Source organism: Microbulbifer elongatus (assembly GCF_020524885.1).
GTDB lineage: Bacteria > Pseudomonadota > Gammaproteobacteria > Pseudomonadales > Cellvibrionaceae > Microbulbifer > Microbulbifer elongatus_A.
Genome location: NZ_JAIVKJ010000001.1, coordinates 1353879 through 1371613 on the forward strand (window position 1 = coordinate 1353879; position 17735 = coordinate 1371613).

Genomic DNA, 17735 nt, shown 5'->3' on the forward strand with positions numbered 1-17735 from the left:
AGCCGCGCTAATGCGCGGCTTTTTTGTTTAGTACTTTTTTGATTGGTGCCTGTTCTTTTTATGCGTGCTTCCGGTGTCGACGCCTACTGTTGTTACCGCGGCACCGGTTTCCGCTTGGCGTGTGAACCAGCGGCGAAACCGGGGGAAGAAAACAGGGAGGGGAACAGGGTGGGAAGCACTAGTATCAATGTGGCTGCAGTAAATGGGATCAGGCGCTCTGCCCAGTCTCCGGCAGTGTTGGGCAGCAGCGACAAGAGTACCGCCAGGAAAAAGCCGGTCGCTATCGAGCGCAGTACCGCCGCAGGTGATAACTGCACACCTGCCAGCCGGACCAGTATCGTCGGTCCAAATGCGGAGCCGATTGCCACCCAGGCAAAGAGTACTCGCTCGAAGATCGTTGCCGGCAGGTAGAGCGCAATGAGCACCGCAAACACGGCCACCATCAGCATCGAAAGACGCGACAGCAAGAGTTCCCGTTGTGGTATCAGGCGCTGCAGCCTGAGGTCATGTGAAATTGTGGAGGCAACCACGAGGAGCATACTGTCGGCTGTCGACATAATGGCGGACAACACTGCCGCCAGAAGCACGGCTGCGACCACAGGTGGGAAGAGCTGAGTTGAGAGCTGAAAAAACAGCGTTTCCGGGTCCTGCAGATCTGGAATCAGGATTTTACCGAGCAGACCAAGGGTAAACATGCTGAAAAACACAATGGAGAACCATCCTATTGACAGAACCTGCGCCTGCTTGAGGGCGCGTTCATCCCTAAGTGCCATATAGCGATTGAGGAGGTGCGGTTGCCCAAGCGCGCCAATACCAATAGCCAGGTTACCGACCACAAACCCGAGCGCGGCCAGCCCCGTGTTTTGTCCGCTGAGGGATAGCGCCTGCTGGCTGAAAAGCTCGGACTCAAGGATATCTTGCCAGCTGCCGATACTCATGAACGCGACGGTGGGCAGGAGTAATGCGGCAATGAGCATCAATCCCCCCTGTAAGGTGTCTGTGATGCTTGCTGCCCAGAAACCACCCATAAAGGTATAGATGGTGATGATGGCTGCTCCGAGAATCAGGCTCTCGGCCAGTGGAGTATCAAATGCAGAGGAAAAGGTCGTGGCAGCACCTTGAAATTGCGCAGCGATATAAAACACGAAGGACAGCAGAATAACCAGTGAGGCGAGCAGGCGGATTCCCTGGTGGGAAGTTGGTTGGTCCACTTGCGGATCGTCAGCGAGAAAACCGGTCAGTGTGATCTGGCCGCGTGCGCGTGTGTAGCGCATCAGTCTCGGAGCGATCCACAGCCAGGCGAAGACACATCCCGCAACGGCGCCAGCCACTATCCATATTGCAGACATTCCCAGTACAAATGCCGCTCCGCTCATTCCCAGCAATGTCCATGCGGAGGCGCTGCTGGCGCCATAGCTGATGGCTGCTACCACAGGGCCAAGATTGCGTCCTCCGAGGAAATAATCGCTCGTCGTTTGCGTGCGTTGCTGTGACCACAAGCCAATTAACAGCAGGACGACCTTATAGATTACCAGTGTGTAAATCGCGACTGTAATGTCCATGGTTTGCCTTTGTTTCTGCTTTTTTTTGCATGAGGTGCAGTGAATATCTCAGGTTCTCCATCTGAGTACATGCACAAATGGTTGGGATGTGAGATGAAATTGCGATTTATCAAAAATCTGTATATCAAAATATTTTGATATAGGTTTGTCTGGGTAGACTGGGTGTAAGGCGTCGCTGGTAGACACTTTTGGCGCTCGCACAAAAGCAAATAAAAGGGTAGAAGCACCTATGTCTGAATATTCTGTTTTTACGTCGGAATCCGTGTCCGAAGGTCATCCGGACAAAATGGCCGACCAAATTTCTGATGCCGTGCTGGACGCAATCATTGCACGCGATCCCGATGCCCGCGTCGCGGTCGAATCTGTGGTGAAAACCGGGCTTGCCATGCTGGTGGGTGAGGTTACTACCAGTTGTTACGTAGATCTTGAAGATGTGGTTCGGGACGTGATTACCGGCATAGGTTATGACAGTTCCGATGTAGGCTACGACGGTTCCACCTGTGCGGTGATCAATGCTATCGGCAAGCAGTCAGTGGATATCAATCAGGGCGTTGACCGTGCGAAGCCGGAAGACCAGGGTGCGGGTGACCAGGGGCTGATGTTCGGATACGCCACCAATGAAACACCTACCCTGATGCCGGCACCTGTGTATTACGCGCACCGACTGGTTGAGCGGCAATCCTACTTGAGACAGAAGAACATTCTGCCGTGGCTGCGTCCCGATGCGAAAAGCCAGGTAACCTTCCGCTATGGTGAAGACGGCAAGCCGGAAGCGATCGATGCAGTGGTGCTATCCACACAGCACGCGCCGGACATCTCTCAAGAAGACCTCAAGGCAGCGGTAATGGAAAACATCATTCTTGAAGTCCTGCCCAGCGAATTGCTGCATGAGGATACCCAGTACCACATCAATCCGACCGGCAATTTTGTGATCGGAGGTCCGGTGGGTGATGCCGGCGTAACCGGTCGCAAAATTATTGTAGATACCTATGGTGGCATGGCCCGACATGGTGGCGGTGCGTTTTCTGGTAAGGACCCCTCCAAGGTAGACCGTTCCGCTGCCTATGCCGGGCGTTATGTTGCCAAGAATGTGGTCGCAGCGGGTCTGGCGGATCGCTGTGAAGTCCAGGTTTCCTACGCAATTGGTGTTGCCGAGCCGACCTCGGTATCGGTAAATACCTTCGGTACGGGCAAGGTCTCTGACCAGTCTTTGATTCAGGCGATCCGTGAGGTGTTTGACCTGCGACCCTACGCGATTACACGCGTACTGGACCTGAAACACCCGATGTACCAGCTAACGGCATCCTACGGACACTTTGGACGAGAACCGTTTGAGCACACCTACAAGTGGAAAGAGGGCGGTGAGGAGAAATCCACGACGTTCACCGCGTTCAGTTGGGAAAAAACCGATAAGGTCGATGCACTGCAGCGTGCTGTTGCCGACTGACAGACGTCCCCGGCGCCGACGATGTCGGCGCATTTCCCCACCAAAAATAAATTTTGACAGGCCTGGCGAACGGATTTTTCGCAGTGTTCGTCCGTGCCCAACTGGAAACTGATATGACGAATTTTACAGACTACAAAGTTGCAGACATTTCCCTTTCTGAATGGGGTCGCAAGGAAATTGCTATTGCAGAAGGTGAAATGCCTGCACTGATGGCGCTGCGTCGCAAGTACAAGCAGTCACAGCCGCTGGCTGGTGCAAAGATCATGGGGTGTATCCACATGACGATACAGACCGCGGTGTTGATTGAAACACTGGTGGAGCTCGGTGCGGAAGTGCGCTGGTCCTCCTGCAATATATTTTCGACACAGGACCATGCGGCGGCTGCCATTGCCGCTGTGGGAATTCCCGTGTTTGCCTGGAAGGGCGAGACGGAAGATGAGTTCTGGTGGTGTATTGAACAGACGGTGCTGGCGGAAAAAGATGGCAACACTGTCTGGGACGCCAACATGATTCTCGATGACGGGGGCGACCTGACACAGCTCTGCCATGAGAAATACCCGGAGCTACTGGATCGTATCCATGGCATCAGTGAGGAGACCACGACAGGGGTACACCGCCTGTTGGAAATGCTGGAAAAAGGCGAGCTGAAGGTTCCGGCGATCAACGTGAATGATGCGGTCACAAAGTCCAAGAATGACAACAAGTACGGTTGCCGGCACTCCCTGAGCGATGCCATCAAGCGCGGCACAGACCACCTGCTGGCCGGCAAAAAGGCCCTGGTTATCGGTTATGGAGACGTGGGCAAAGGCTCAGCCGCGTCGCTGCGCCAGGAAGGTATGATCGTAAAAGTGACCGAGATCGACCCCATTTGCGCGATGCAGGCGTGCATGGACGGATTCGAGGTGGTGTCAGCCTACAAGGGCGGGATAAACACGGGCGAGATTGCCGATATCGATACCCTGTTACTGGGGACGACCGATCTGCTCGTCACCACGACCGGCAACATCAACGTCTGCGACGCGGCCATGCTGCAGAGCCTGAAAAGCGGTGCGGTAGTGTGCAACATCGGGCACTTCGATAATGAAATCGACACAGCGTTTATGCGTGAGCATTACGAGTGGGAGGAGGTCAAACCCCAGGTGCACAAGGTCTACCGTGATCGTAACGAGAATGACCACCTGATCCTGCTCTCCGAAGGCCGCCTGGTCAATCTCGGTAATGCCACTGGCCACCCTTCGCGCATCATGGATGGGTCCTTTGCTAACCAAGTCCTGGCCCAAATTTACCTGTGGGAGGGCAAGTTTGCCGACTTGGCCGCCGAAGAAAAAACTTCTGCCCTGTACGTCAAGGTGTTGCCCAAGAAGCTGGACGAAGAGGTGGCAAAAGACATGGTGGAGGGCTTCGGTGGGGTGGTTACTCGCCTGACGGATCGTCAGGCGGAATATATCCATGTCGCTGTCGAAGGCCCCTACAAACCCGAGAGTTACAAATATTGACAGAATAACAGGCTGTTGGCTCAAGCCCCCCGTTGCGTGCGTCGCAGCGGGGGTTTATTTTTTGGGGGCGAGGAGAATTGTTTGATGTGACCAGGTGGGCCAAAGTGTCCGTTTTTGGTGCCGTTAGGTTAAAATTTGTCCATTTATTGCCAGTTTCTTGGGCGTGAAATCACTGCCCGCGAAATCAGATCTCAGCGACAAATCGCAGAATTGATATTTCTCAATTTCCCCACCTTTTACCGGCAAAAGTTATATTGATAGAACATTTACCCCTTGCTACTGTGTCCAAGGTGTTTAAAAAGCCAATACGGGTTACGTCGGCAGAGGGACTTTGGATCATTCCAGTCCATGCATTTGCCCTTACAGTTGTTGCAGACCACTCAGGCGTTAATAAAAAATCATAACTGAGCCTTGGAGGACCAATGTCCAAATTCAAGCGGCAGCCGCTCTACATCGCGGTTATGGCGGGAAGCCTTACATCAACGGCCATGGCGGCCCCGGATGAGGCGGTCAAGCAGGACGAAGTGGCACAGCGGGGACAGCCGGTTCTCGAGGAAGTGACAGTTACCGCACGTAACCGTACCGAAAGCCTCCAGGAGATCCCGGTGGCGATCAATGCGTTCTCTGCAAAGGAGATTGAGCGCTCCGGTATGCAGGACTTGCGGGATGTAGTGCGCAGCTCCCCCGGTCTGGTCTACGACTCTTCAGGCACCATTGCCACCGGCGCAATCAGCATTCGCGGCATGAGCCAGCCGGGTCTGATTGGTGACGATACCAACGTGGCCATGTTTGTCGATGGGGTTTACGTTTCCGGCCGGGCCTCCACTTTTCTGCCCATGATGGGGCTGGAACGTATCGAGGTGGTACGCGGCCCACAATCGGCCATTTATGGCCGCAACGCTTTCTCCGGAGCCATGAACTACATCACCGCCAAGCCGGGTGGTGAGTTTGAAGGCAGGGTGGAGTTTACTGGTGGTGCTGAGGGGCAGTCTGGCGTCAATGCCCGAGTTGCCTCCCCGCTGGGCGACAAGCTGGCCTTTAGCCTGGATGTCGTCAATTCAGAATCCGGCTCCACGTTCAAGCACAAGGGCGAGTACCTGGGCGCGATCGACAACGAAAGCCAGCGCCTGCGACTACTGTTCAACCCCACCGATAACCTCGAATTCGACTTCACCGCTGCGCATGTGGATATGCAAGAGCATCACAATGCGGGCTATGAGATCGAGAAAAACGCCGAGATACCCTTTGGCGAAATTTCCGATCCCACCCGTCCACCATTTTTGTGGCCGGTTGGCCAGGATGGTGTGTCTGGTCCGTTTGGTCCGTTTGGTCCTCCCGGTGAGTACAACACCTTTACCAATGAACTCACACCCGCTGGTATCGCCGCACTGACCGGTGAACCTACCGCTTACTATGGTGAGGCCAAGGCGGCTGATCCGGATGGGTTTGCCGGCAATGCCTTCGGTGTGACCAATAAATCTGACCTGTACAGCATGCGTGTCAACTGGGATGTGGGTAATGTGACCCTCACTTCCATTACCGCCGCAACTGATACAGAGACTCGCTCTTTGCAGGGTTATGAGAATGCCTATTTTGGTGCAACCATGGTGTTTGCGCCGGTGCTTCCAATTCAGAACGGCTTTTCTCCCGTCACTGCGACCGACGAGATGCCCAATTACATTGCGACGCTTAACCTGGGCGGTACCTCGGCGTATCTACTTGGAGTGAACGCATATAACTACGGTGGTCAGCCTAACGATAACCGGGAGGCGATTAGTCAGGAATTCCGTATTCAGTCCAATGACTCTGGTCCGCTGCAGTGGAGTGCGGGTCTGCTATATTCGGAAACAGACCTGGATCAGTGGCTAAGCTCCAGCGCGTTGCCTGCCAGCGGCAGTCCGTTCGGCGATGAGATTAACAGCACTACAATTGCTTATTCGATTCTAGCGGTCGATGAGAACGGTGATCCGCAGAAAATCACCCAGACTAACCACAGTACTGAGACGCAATCGGCGTTTGCTGCACTGGCTTACGACTTTACCGACAAGTTGAATGTTGGGGTTGAGGCGCGCTATACCAAGGAAGAAAAGGTTGCAGACAACGTACTGCACTTTACCGGTGCTCAAGGCCAGCAGGAAGGTAGCTGGGACTGGATCTCGCCCCGTCTGATTGCGACCTATATTTACGATGAATACACGACCTTCTACCTGAATATTGCGGAAGGTTCCAAGTCTGGCGGTATTAATGGTGGTACACCGCTGGAATCGGAGATTACTTACGACCCGGAAACAAACGTGACCTACGAGATCGGTGCCAAGCGCACAGTATTGGACGGTCGCGGTTACATGAACATCGCCGCTTACCAGGTGAACTGGGATGATCAGCAGATCCGTTCCTTCTCGCAGTTCAGCAATGGCGCCACCATTCCCGCGGCCATCGTGACCAATCTGGGTGAGGTAGAAATCCGCGGTGTGGAAGTCGAGACGGCTTTCCAGATTAGCGATAACTGGAGTTTCCACTCCGCATATACCTTCAACGACGCTGAAGTGGTGAAGGGCATTCAGACCTTTAGCTATGGCTTTGTGGATTACGAGGCTATGGGACTGAATTCGACCAGTTATGACTACTGCGTTGATGTTTTGACGAACCCCTTTACCAGTGAGACAGGCTGCCTGGTTCCAAGTAACGGGGCACAGGTATCTGACGGTGACCTTTCCGGTAAGGAAATGGTCAACAACTATCGCAATACCTTCAATGCCGGTTTCCGCTACAAGCGCGATCTGGGTAATGGCGCTGAGTTTTACACCGATCTGAGTTCCGTGTGGAAGGACAAGCGCTATATCAACACCGTGAACACCCTGTGGATCGAAGATCATTGGGATGTGAACCTGATTGCCGGTATCGACGGCGACAACTGGTACGGCAAGTTGAGTGTCAAGAACCTGCTTGACGACGATACTCCCTCCAGTGCCTACCGTCCGTATATCTGGACCCAGGAACAGGCTCCAGCAATCATCAATCGTATGGGCCGCATGAGCAGCCTGAGTGTTGGCTATCGATTCTAAGCGTTCTCGCAAAACGTAGTGTGTGACTTTGCCCGCTTCGGCGGGCATTTTTATACCTGTCTGTTTTTCTCGCCTTGTAACTCCGCAGCTTTTTCCTCCATTTGCCACCGTTAGTCGGGCTAAGCATTTAATAGCAAATGAATTGGCTTGCAGTGGTAAAGACAGCTAATGCCTTTAAGCGGCAAAGTGGGAGTGTGGAAAATTGACGGCGATCAAAAGCCTGCCAACCGGTTAGAAGCCTGGAGGGGTAGGGGAGGGGTATTGAGAGTAGCGGTGAGAGGAGGAGCTGATGGCGGTATTGCTGGACTGCTCAGCAATACCGCGGGTTCAGTATAGTGATCAAGCGGGAACCGGTTCCTGCAAGACTTCCTGATGCTGCTCAGGCTGGAGGCGCGGCCCAAACTGGGAGACAACTTTGCCAGCTGCGCGATTGGCAAGTCGCGCGGCGTATACGAAATCATGGCCCTGGGTGATGGCGTAAAGGAACGCCCCAGCAAACATGTCGCCGGCTCCATTGCTATCCACGGCGGTAACAGGTGCAGATGGCACTCTTTGTGCGTTAACACCATCGAATACCAGTGCCCCCTCGGCGCCGAGAGTAATGGCAAAGGCGTCCGCATGCTGCTTGAGGCGTTCGGCCGCTTCTTCGGTCGTTGTTGCGCCGGTGAAGCCGATGGCCTCATCCCGGTTACAAAACAACAGGTCCACTCGCTCACCAATCATGTCCAGTAACCCGTCGCGGAAAAACTGAACCATACCCGGGTCAGACAGGCTGATCGCCACCCGTGTTCCGGCCTCCCGGGCAATGCGCGCAGCTTCAATGGCGGCGGCACGTCCGGTCTCCGAGGTGACCAGGTAGCCTTCAAGGTAGAGGTATTCGGCAGCGGCAATGGCTTCCGGGTGCAGCTCCTGGGTGGAAAGCGTTTCACTGATACCGAGGTAGGTCACCATGGTGCGTTCGGCGTCCGGTGTCACCATCACCAGGCATTTACCGGTATCACCGGCTTCCCGCAACAGCGCACGATGGTAATCAACGCCGGCATTCTCCAGGTCGTTGAGGTAGAAATCGCCATTTTCATCGGCAGCCACCTTACAGCTGTAAAAGGCATTCGCCCCGAAGTAACTGGCAGCAATCACCGTATTCGCGGCCGATCCGCCGCTGGCGCGCTTGGCGGCGACCAGGTGGCCATCAAGTTGCGCGAGCAGCTGTTGCTGACGTTCGCTATCAGCCAACGTCATCAGGCCCTTTTCGACATTCAGCGTCAGCAGATCCCGGTCGGACACTTCAATCTCCGTATCCACCAGGGCCGCGCCCAGTCCATAAACATGATATTTGCTCATTGGCTTGCCTCATCTTTCATTCTGATGCTTTTGGGGCACGCGGGGTGATCTTGGGTAACAAGTTTCATATAACAGTGGCCGGCAAATCGTGCGGGGACATCCAATGGCGTTTCCAGAACGGGTAACTGCCAAATTTCGTCGTCGGCACGCAAAGGTGTACATAGCCAGGATGGGCCATCCTGCTGGGGGAGGGCGACCATGGGCGGTAACGCCACGCCTTTGAGGAGGCTTTGCTGCAGTGCGGTGAGCGGCAGTATCGATTCACCATCAGGCACCCCAAATAGCGTTGCCAGTCCCGCGCCGGACTTTAACTTTAGCCACAGCTCGCCATTGGGCTCGCCGTTATCGTCGAGACATTCGAGTGCGTGTACCTCCAGTGCGTCAATCGTCGCGGAGGGCTTGCACAAAATAAATGCGGTGTAGCTTTCCGGTGTGTGCTCGGGCAGAGGGGACTGCTGTTGGAAACAAGTGTTCAGTGTGTCCAGTATCCCGTTATCTACCCGGTCGCGATAAAAATGAACCCGGATTTGACCCGGGCTCAGAGGTGCGGCCGGGTTAAGGCGCAACTGCAACCATCGGACCCGGCTTTGAAGTGTATTGGTCGGTTGCACGAATTCCCTCGCTTAGCCAAATTGGTTTCTCAAGGATTGTGCAGCCAAGCACATGGAATTGATTTTACGGAAAGCAAAATCTCGCTCCAGGAACCACATACCGCAATCGGGTGCCAGGCTGATGCGCTCTTTGGGTATCACTTCCATCGCATCGATCACCAGCTTGCGAATGGCCTCGATCTCTTCTACCTGCCCCTGAGGATCCAGGTTGAGGACACCAATGGCTACCAGCTTATTGCCCACCGACTGCAAGAAGTCTGGGGTATGACCCGGCTGCGCGTATTCGGTATGAATGGCGTCGATGTCCGATTCCGCGATCAGGGAGACTGCCTTGGGGTAAATCGGGCTCGGTTCTTTCAGGGCAATGTTCTTGGAATAGCCGTAGCACACGTGCACAGATGTCAAACAGTCAACGCCACGGACCATGCGATTAATGGCCTCTACGGCAAAGTCCTGGCACTGACTGTAGCGGAAGTGCACTTCGGGCTCGTCGATCTGGATCAGATCAACACCTGCCGCCGCTAGCGCTTTCAGTTCCTGGTTAAGGGCGTCGGCAATAGCGAAGCAGAGCGAGGCCTGGTCCGGGTAAACGCCCATGTCCACCAATCGGTATGACAGGGTTACCGGTCCGATCACTGTGATTTTGCTGCGCTTGGCAGCGAAGCGTTTCAGGAAAGGAATGTCGCTGACCACCATCGGGCCCGGCCACTGAATTTTCTCCCGCACCGCGGGGAATAGCACCTTGTGCACCTGCTTGGGGGCACTGTCTTTCTGCAGATCGGCACCGACATTGGTGGCCTTCTGCTTCATTTTCAGGTATTCGGTGATGTCGTTGTGGAAATTGGTAAACTCCGCCGGATTTTCCTGATCAATTCCCTGCAGATTATAGAAGTGGCCGCTAAAGGTCTGTCGGCGCACTTCACCGTCGGTAGCGAATGTCATCCCGGCCAGGTTCTGGTCATAAATTGCCAGTCGCGCAGCGTCGTCAATGGCTGCGGGAAGCAGTTCCGGCTCCACATTCCACCAGGTTCCTTCTTTCTGATATACCTTGTCGTGATCGGCCAGCCACCGTGGCTTTACGTAACTGCCTACCAACTGCGTTGGAAATAGATCGGTCTTCCACATGATTGAATACCCCAGTTTATGCGGCCCGTCCTGCGGTCCTTTTTATGTTTGAGAGTGTATTGTCGGGCTCCGGGTGCATATGCTCCCGGGCGCGCGCAAATATGGGCGGCGATGTGCCGCCACAATAAATTGCGTTTAGCTTGCTGCGCTAACGAAGCGATCATGCTCACTGATTGTTGGTAGATCAGCGACGGCAATACCATGCCACTTATCTCCTTCCTCGGGCAGCATCACCGGGATGCCGGCCACGATCGGGTACTGGCGTCCGCAATCACTGCAACCCAGCCAGTCGTGCTTGATTTCTGTTAGCACACCTTTTTCCTCACGGGTGCAGTGGGGGCAGCGCAGAATTTCGATGTATTTTTGTGTATTCATGATATCTCTCCCGTTATGGGTATTGCCTTGAAATAGGTTATGCCTGTGCAGGTATTCCGGTATCTGGCTCGCCATCTGCACCGGCCTGAAGACCTTCGATGGTAACGTTGCGCACCACCAGGAAGCTGAAAACAACCATCAGTGCCTGCAACACAAATATGAGTGCGAAGGCGATGTTGGCTGTCAATACTTCGCTCTCTACCAGCAGGGAATAGAGGCCGCCGCTAACGGTGAAGGAGAGGAACAGGCCGATGACCTGGCCCAGGCTCCAAAGGCCCAGATAGCGGCTTTCCTGGCCTTCGACCGTCATGTCGGCCATAAAACTGATAGAAGGGAATACCAGCAGGCCCAGGGCAAAAGCGCTGAAGCAGTAGAAAACATTGAAGAGGGTCAGGTTTTGCAGCCAGGCAGCCCAGGCGAGTAGCGCGAATCCGACAATGGAAAGAGTGGCACCGATTGCCAGCAGTCGCTTGCCAAAGTCCATTGGCAGGGTTTTCTCATTTTCTACGGAAAACCCCGCTGCTTTCTTTGCCTGGATACGCTTTTTCGCAGTGACACCGACAAAGATACCGCAGGCCGCCATACCGAGAGTCTGTATGCCGTTATAAAAACGCTGGTAAATCGTTGATTCACCTGCGGCCAGGCCAAAGAGGTCGTTTGCCCAGAGTTCCTGCAGCATATCCTGTAGAAATACAGCCAGCAGCGAAAAGATGATGAATACAAAAAACAGCAGTGCCTGGCGGTTGTAGGCGAGTACCGCCATTGACTCTTTCATTGGCTCCAGCAACTTTACCGGCTTCGATGGATTGATTTTGATTTCCTGAAGCTGCTCCTTGGTGAGAGGCGTTTCCAGTTTTATCAATCCAAGTACGGTAATGCTTATCATCACCAGTGGCGTCAGGTTGTAGAGATCCTGCATGGCCTCCAGGCTGTACACCGGCATGAGAAGGCCAAATACCCAGGCCCAGCCAGCCATGGCCAGAGCCTGCACTGTCCAGGTGAGGGTGACGACACGGGAGCGGCTCTCTTTGGTGGTGACATCGTTCAGCAGGTCCAGGAAGACATTTGCTTGCATGGCAATGCAGATACCGAAAGCGCAGAACAGCAGCAGACAATACACGTAGGCGATACTGCTGCCGGCCTGCATATCCACCAGCACACCGGGCATCAACGGGAAAGCGAAGCTGCCGAGCAGTGTGCCAAGCAACATGTAGGGCGTGCGGCGGTAGCCAAAAATCGGCCAGCGCTCACACATGCGCCCGATGATCGGCTGGATAGGGCCGAATAGGGTGTAAACCCCGATCAGTAATGAAATGATTGCCGCCGGTAGACCCATTTCAATGATGGCGATGCGGTTGAAGCTCGTCACCACCATGCAAAAGCTCCAGGCGATGGCGATTTTCTGCAGGGTAAACTGCAATTTTGCCTGACCTTCACTCACTTTCATTTCAATTCACCTTTTGAATAAATTGACATTGGCCTAGCCGAGGTCTGCGGCCATGGCGTTGCTAAGACCATCTTTACTGATGCGCTTGTGGAAGTTCTCTGCATTGATCTGCCACAGGAAGTAGAGGCTGTACAGACTGACGAAGCCCTCGACGGTAAAGATGATGGCGAAACCATCGGAGGCAGCGAATCGGCCACTTTCAATCAGTGAGGTAACCATTTGGCCTCCTGCCATGGACGCGAGGCCACTGGCAAAGGCAATTGCGAACCCCCAGAGACCGATATAGGCGCCGCGCTCGTTGTCCGTGGTGAACTCCATCATGGTGGTCAGAGTGCCGACCAGGGCGAAGCCATTGAAGAAGCCCATCGCAACCAGTGAGTAGTTAACGATGGTCTCTTGTGCCAGATAGGCGCCACAGGCGAGGGCGAACATGGATAGTCCGATACCAGTAATGCCGAACGTAATCGCGCTGATCTTGCGAATACCACCGCGGAATACCAGTGCGCCCATCAAAAACATGCCGACGATGGCCCCGCTGCCCCATATTTGCTGGAAGCGACCGGTTTCACCAACGGTCATCCCGAGTACATCTGCACCGAAGACCTCGAGGATGTTGTCCTGAAGGCTGTAGCCGAACATAAAGAGAAAGATGAAGCAGAAGAAATTTCTTACGGTACGGTTACGCACTACGTCGATAGTGAAATCCTTTAGGCTGGAATGCTCCTCTGCTTTCAGCTTTCCCCCGCCCACGTTGACTTCGCCGGGTTTGCGACGCTTTTCGACCCCGATCACGCCCAGTAATGTGATGACGCCTACGACTGGAACCGATAGCAGGTACAGGGAGCGCATGGTCTGTTCGTCGTACGTTGGCATATAGCCGCGAATAAATTGAAGGGACACGATCATGCCGATAATCAGCATGGTCCAGATCAGCGCCGTTACCAGACCGCGACTGCGCTCGGGTATGACCTCTGCAACCAGCGCAAGATGATTGGCACCGGCCATGGCAAAGCCAATACCAAACAAAACAAGCACCAGGAAGGCAGTAATGTAAGTGATGTATGGAACGGCTAGCCCAAACAGCTCGTGGGGATTTTGCGACATGGGCACCACGATGTAAGGCAGTGCAGCGACCGCCACTGCGGAGAGCATCATTCCGATGAGAATATAAGGCGTTCGGTGCATGCCGAAAATCGGAACACGGTCCGCCAGGCGGCCAAGCACGACTCCGAAGGGGGAGAGGAAGTGGTAAAGCCCCAGCAAACTCGTGATGACCACAGCGGTGATGCCGAGTTCGTAGATGGAAATACGGTTGAAATTACTCGTCAGAATGGCAAAGAGCCAACCAGCAGCTGCGCGAGGTAACGTCAGCTGAAAGGCCCGCAAGATCAGCAGGAACCTGTCCATAGAATGCCCTTGGATAAACTATTGTTATTAGAATTTTCGTCGCACGCGACAGGGGCCAATATTGGCCCCTTTTACAAACTACTTGCCGAGTCCAGAAATGGGGTAAAGGTGGAACTCCCACTTCACGTCTTCAACGGCATGAATATCGTCGAAGTGCTCTTCCGCCCATGGGCGTACCTTGGCCATAAGCGCGTCAATCTGTTCTCTCTTCAGGCTCCAGGTTTCGTTGTGAATACCATTTTCCATGCGGTCCATAATCTCAGCGATCGAAACCTTTTCGATCCAGCGACAGCCAACGACTGGACGAGACATTTGCCCATTGAGTTTCTGGATTTCCTGGAACAGGGTAGGCCCGGCCGCATCCGTGGGGCGCATTTCAGGGGCAATATCAACGGTGAACATGCGGGACTGGCTGCGCAGTGCGCTCGCATTGGATTCTTCATCCAGCACATCACGGCCGATGATGAACAAGCCTTCTGGCTTCAAGACCCGGGCTGCTTCCTTCAGTGCATCACGCCAGAATTCAACCTGATGCAGGACGTTGGTTGTAATTACTGCATCAAAAGTGTTGCTGGCGAAAGGTGTCTGGAGGACGGTGCCAACGGTCTGACGGGCGGCTATGTGGCGATCTTCGGCCAGCTTCTTGGAGGCTTTGAGCATATGGTGCTCAATATCCATGGCAATCATGTCGGTATGGGCTGCGATGGGAACGGATATGCGTCCTGCGCCTCCACCGAAGTCCATGATCTTGGCTCCTTCACCCACAAGCTCCGCAGTCGCGTTCCCAAGTGCGGCTGCCGCATCTAGTGGAATATTGTTTATGTCGTTGTAAATCGCAGCAACTTCGACATAAGACATCTCGTTATATGCTTTGCTCATGGTGGCTCTCGCTTTATTGTTACTTAATCTTCAGAAACCTTACCCCAGAAATCCACCTTTTAATATCAAAATTCTTTGATATAGATTGTGTTTTTGACATAAATCAAGCAGATGGTAAGGGCGTCATTTGTAAGTAATTCGGGCGGTTTTGGGAGCGCCTTTTGCGCCTGTAACATTGTGTAACATTGTCTTCCGGGTACTCGGAAAAGGGCGATTTGGGTTGGGAACTTACGGTCAAGTTCTAGGCTGGGAAGGTTACATAAGTTTGAAGAGTTTACTCGCACCCTGATCGTGCGGGCGTAGTGCGCGGGTAGTACAGGAAGCACTGGCTACGTCGGTAAATTTCCGGTTACCACCTCGGCACCCTAAGCTGGAGTATGGCGCTCCGTATTCTTTGTTTGGGTGCCTTAGGAGGTAATATGAACCTGCAGATCCTCTCTTTAGAAGGACAGTTTTATATCGTAAGAACGATAGATGAAACTGGTTCCCACCTCCTGACAGACCGCTCGAATCATCCTCACAGGTTCCACTGTCTGGAGGAAATCCGGGATCACTTCGGCAGTCACAAACTTGAAGAAGTATGGTTGGAACAGCAGACACCTTACGAGGAGATGTGCGGGCTGGACGATGATACTGCGCCGTTGCGAATCAGGCTGAACTGGTAAGTCCCAGTTCTTTTATCTGCGGTTATTTTTTTAGTTCGTTAGCCGCTCGTTCAGGCGCGCCTGTTTTTTATTGCCCCCTGTTTCTTGCGCCCTGGTGATGGCGGGAGGAACTGCTGCAGGACATTTCCGCTCCAAATGCGTTGTCCCTGAAATTGGGTGATATTCAATACTCAAGCAATACAGGGTACTTCAGGTAGTTCCGGTCATAGTAGGGGCTGCGCTCGTAGAAGAACGCCAACCGCGCGGCACGGTTCTCTGCAAACGTCTTGTCCTGCAGCTTCTGCTCAAATTCCTTCGCGAGTTTCGGATCCTGTGCCAGCATTTTTTCTGCTAATGGCACGAGTGCATAGGGTTCCGCATATTCAGTGCGCTGGAACATCTGATTGAAAAATCCCCACTGGAAAAATGAGTCCGGGCCTCGCGGGTCGAGGAGGGCAGTGGCCAGTCTTCCCAGAGGCTGGTCGGTGCTGACTTTTACGTAGTTCCCAAGCCCTGTCTCTCGCTGCTTCTCGGAGAACTCCGCCTGCACGCGGAAGCGGCCTTCGAAGGGCACGCTTGCGAATTCATGGGTTTCGGCAGTGAGCTGGGTAACCTGGCTGGATTGCTTAACCGGGTTGCTTACTTCGATGCCGTGGGCCTTCAGACGGGAAATCACCAGTACCTCATGACGGGGTATGTAAAACGCCTTGGGCACTTTTACTTCGACCGCTTTTACGTCATCCCGGAATACGGGCAGCTTTACATAGTCTTTGGCTGTGCCGAGCCACACCACCTCTTCATTACCTGAAATGGGGTTCTGCCGTTTCTCATAGGCGATACCTTTGAAAGGCTGCTCTGCGTAGACGGAGAGGTCCGGCTTTTCGTTGGCGCGCCAGGCCAGAACCTGAGTCCCGGGGCGCCGCTTCTGGTCGCTGGCAATGGCTTTGGTGAGCGCCGCACTATTTTCAGCCAGGGTTGAGAGGGCAGCCTTAATCAGTACATAGGTGCCCAGTACTCGCTGGCGGTAAGGCTTCAGTGAATGGTTTTCCACCAGGACCGTGGGGGTATGGCGCAGGTCGCCGAGCCCGTTGGAGAAGCGGGGGCTCGCGGTCCAGTGGCTGATGCCGTCGGAGAATTCGCTACTGTTGACGCCGAAAATCAGGGGCCCGGGAATATGCCCGGCTTCACTCAGGGCAGCATCCACGTCCTGCTGGAAGTGCCGTTCCAGCCACTGGGCGATGGCGGGAGAGTCGCTAGCGAATGCGCCGTTGTAGCCGTAGGTGATGTCGTATTGGTAGTCCTCGCCATCGGTGACGTGGATATCCAGATAAAGCGCCGGCTGGTAATCGTTGATTACTTCCACGACCGCGCGTAACTCCGGAGTATCGAGTTTGGTGTAATCGCGGTTGAGATTCAGGTTGTTGCCATTGGTGCGCCAACCGGCATTGTCCGGGCCGCGCTGGTTCATGCGCGTGAAGGGGCCGGCCCGCTCGTGGCCATCGACATTGAGGATCGGGATGACCAGAAGGTTGACCTGATCGATCAGTGCCCGGAGTTGCTTGTCTCCCTGAATGTAGTCCCGCAGGAGCATGAAGCTGGCGTCCTTGCCATCGATCTCGCCGGAGTGGATACCGGCCTGGGCGAGGAGAGTGGGTTTGTCATTGCTGCGGGGGTCGCTACCGTCTTTACTGAGGGTAATCAGTTGAATCGGGCGGCCACTACTGGCACTGCCAATAACGGAAACCTGAATGTCTCCGCTTGCTTGCGCCAGCCGCGTGGCAAAGGCTCTGGTTGCCTCGTAGTCTGGTGTCGTTTTGAAACCGGTGGCCTCTGCGGGGGTAACCCAGTCTCCCTGTTCCTGAATCAGTTGCTCCGAGGCGCCTTGCCAGGGGAGTAGCCCGGGCAGTGGCGCGGTCGGCTCGGAGGCTGCCAGGGTATTGGTACCCATAGCGGCTAGCAGGGTCATGCCCAGCCCTCGCAGGGTGCGCTTCCAGGACGGGGATCGGTGAAAAGTGGCTGGAAGTTGAATCAGAAGCATGGCTGTGGGTTCCGGTAGTTGACAAGCGGAGTCGGGATGAACTTTGACGGCCGAGTATATAGGGGCGACAAGGTCGTGGAAAATTCGTCGTGATCGGTGACTGTCATCAGCCTGGCGGGATCGAGGGCTATAAATTTTCAAAAAAACAGTTGACATGGGAATCGCAGACCATATTCTTTGCAACAACTTTTTACACACAAAACAGGAGCCATGAAATGCCATTACGGAGAATACTTTTGAGTTCTAAATGAACCGCCTTTCATGTGCTCGCGCTTGAAAGGTATTACCGCCTTTCAAG

The 17735-nt window shown here is 54.2% G+C and carries 13 protein-coding genes; 4 read left to right on the forward strand and 9 right to left on the reverse strand.

The features are described from left to right. Window positions 1–92: 92 nt before the first annotated feature. Window positions 93–1562, reverse strand: a complete 1470-nt coding sequence (locus LC059_RS05740; protein ID WP_226702852.1) for a sodium/proline symporter — start codon at window positions 1560–1562, stop codon at window positions 93–95. Between the two features lie 229 nt (window positions 1563–1791). Here LC059_RS05740 and metK point away from each other — a divergent pair, with 229 nt between their 5' ends. The 3 genes from metK (at window position 1792) to LC059_RS05755 (ending at window position 7570) form a co-directional block, all read left to right on the forward strand. After that, window positions 1792–3009 carry a methionine adenosyltransferase gene (gene metK, locus LC059_RS05745; protein ID WP_226702853.1) on the forward strand — a complete coding sequence of 406 codons (1218 nt, stop codon included), beginning with the start codon at window positions 1792–1794 and terminating at the stop codon, window positions 3007–3009. Window positions 3010–3122: 113 nt separating this feature from the next. Beyond that, on the forward strand, window positions 3123–4505 hold the full coding sequence (gene ahcY / locus LC059_RS05750) for an adenosylhomocysteinase (protein WP_226702854.1): 1383 nt from the start codon (window positions 3123–3125) through the stop codon (window positions 4503–4505). Between the two features lie 422 nt (window positions 4506–4927). After that, complete coding sequence (locus LC059_RS05755) at window positions 4928–7570, forward strand: TonB-dependent receptor (RefSeq protein WP_226702855.1); 2643 nt, start codon at window positions 4928–4930, stop codon at window positions 7568–7570. A gap of 339 nt (window positions 7571–7909) precedes the next feature. Here LC059_RS05755 and LC059_RS05760 read toward each other — a convergent pair whose 3' ends face one another. The 7 genes from LC059_RS05760 to LC059_RS05790 form a co-directional block, all read right to left on the reverse strand. Further along, entirely contained in the window at window positions 7910–8911 is a 1002-nt protein-coding gene (locus LC059_RS05760) for an adenosine kinase (RefSeq protein ID WP_226702856.1), read from the reverse strand. Continuing rightward, complete coding sequence (locus tag LC059_RS05765; RefSeq protein WP_226702857.1) at window positions 8908–9522, reverse strand: hypothetical protein; 615 nt, start codon at window positions 9520–9522, stop codon at window positions 8908–8910. Before LC059_RS05765 ends, LC059_RS05760 begins: the two co-directional genes overlap by 4 nt. Before the next feature lie 12 nt (window positions 9523–9534). Next, window positions 9535–10647, reverse strand: a complete 1113-nt coding sequence (locus tag LC059_RS05770) for a cobalamin-independent methionine synthase II family protein (RefSeq protein ID WP_226702858.1) — start codon at window positions 10645–10647, stop codon at window positions 9535–9537. 135 nt (window positions 10648–10782) lie between these two features. Then, window positions 10783–11022 (reverse strand): Trm112 family protein, encoded by a 240-nt coding sequence (locus LC059_RS05775; protein ID WP_226702859.1) that lies wholly within the window; start codon window positions 11020–11022, stop codon window positions 10783–10785. Between the two features lie 37 nt (window positions 11023–11059). Beyond that, entirely contained in the window at window positions 11060–12469 is a 1410-nt protein-coding gene (locus tag LC059_RS05780; RefSeq protein ID WP_226702860.1) for a BCD family MFS transporter, read from the reverse strand. 33 nt (window positions 12470–12502) lie between these two features. Continuing rightward, a complete protein-coding gene (locus LC059_RS05785) occupies window positions 12503–13876 on the reverse strand; it encodes a BCD family MFS transporter (protein WP_226702861.1) in 1374 nt (457 codons plus the stop codon). Between the two features lie 78 nt (window positions 13877–13954). After that, window positions 13955–14755 carry a class I SAM-dependent methyltransferase gene (locus LC059_RS05790; RefSeq protein ID WP_226702862.1) on the reverse strand — a complete coding sequence of 267 codons (801 nt, stop codon included), beginning with the start codon at window positions 14753–14755 and terminating at the stop codon, window positions 13955–13957. 419 nt (window positions 14756–15174) lie between these two features. On the opposite strand from LC059_RS05790, the gene LC059_RS05795 reads away from it, so the two are divergent. Beyond that, the gene (locus tag LC059_RS05795) at window positions 15175–15420 is read left to right on the forward strand and encodes a DUF6482 family protein (RefSeq protein ID WP_226702863.1); all 246 of its coding nucleotides are present in this window, start codon (window positions 15175–15177) and stop codon (window positions 15418–15420) included. 163 nt (window positions 15421–15583) lie between these two features. Here LC059_RS05795 and LC059_RS05800 read toward each other — a convergent pair whose 3' ends face one another. Then, on the reverse strand, window positions 15584–17437 hold the full coding sequence (locus LC059_RS05800) for a M14 family metallopeptidase (protein WP_226702864.1): 1854 nt from the start codon (window positions 17435–17437) through the stop codon (window positions 15584–15586). Between the last annotated feature and the right edge of the window lie 298 nt (window positions 17438–17735).